This window comes from Halomonas sp. 3D7M (genome assembly GCF_014897885.1).
Classification (GTDB): domain Bacteria; phylum Pseudomonadota; class Gammaproteobacteria; order Pseudomonadales; family Halomonadaceae; genus Vreelandella.
Genome location: NZ_JABUZF010000251.1, coordinates 1 through 832, shown reverse-complemented (window position 1 = coordinate 832; position 832 = coordinate 1). Strand labels below are relative to the sequence as shown.

Sequence of the window (832 nt, the reverse complement as noted above, 5' to 3'; positions counted from 1 at the left end):
GGCGACTCCCCTTCCTACTCGATTGACATCGATCTGAAGCTGATTCTGAGGGGCTCAGGAAAGCTTTGGGTTAAGGCTTCTGATACTCTCTAAGGGAAAGTCTAATAGAGCCTCTGTGAGGGATAATTTGAAGATAGAGCCTAAGGTAAAATGCTGACCTCACAGTCAGGTGGCGGACAAGAAGCTCAGGGGAGGGGGCATAATCATCGAAGCCTGGTATTTGCAGGGAACACTATGGTGGTACCAAGCGCACCTGCCCTGAGGAGTTTGGCGGCTTTAAGCTCCAAGTGCAACGTTATTGAAGAGTTCTCGGCCTTCTAGCGCCTCGACGTAGACTTCTAACGGTGAGCGTCGCCCCAGTGTCTTGCATGATCGTGTATCCAGTTAGTCGGCGATCTCGTCGAGTCCTTCCTGGCTACAGGCTGGCAGGTCCGTGCGCTTCCGCAGGTACTGCCTCAACAGCCCATAGGTGTCTCATTGGAACCCCACTTCTATGGGCTATGCGGGTCGGCTTAGATCGCTGCACTCGTCTTCTGGGCAATCTCAGCATGTTTGACCATCACTTTGCCCTGGTCATAGGTCATGGACAGGCGCAAAGAGCACGGCGCTTCATTGAGATTGTCAATGAAGCCGACAATCGTGGCTGTGGTGCTATCCACTTTCGCCAAGAGCGTCCCAACGTACCGATGGCAGAGCTGTTATTGGAACCCATAATGAAATCTCCCGCCCAACTCAGGCATTCGACGGTCTTTAATCTCAAGAGGTCACAGGTGGACGCCAGACCAAGTCTGGAATCTGTTAAGCTGTCAGTAAGTGGTTATGCAAAAGTTAT

At 52.0% G+C, this 832-nt stretch carries 1 pseudogene; it reads right to left on the bottom strand.

Annotated features, from left to right (window positions below):
- Positions 1–276: 276 nt before the first annotated feature.
- Positions 277–764, bottom strand: a pseudogene (locus INT22_RS22160) (IS30 family transposase); the annotation flags it as partial.
- Positions 765–832 lie beyond the last annotated feature (68 nt).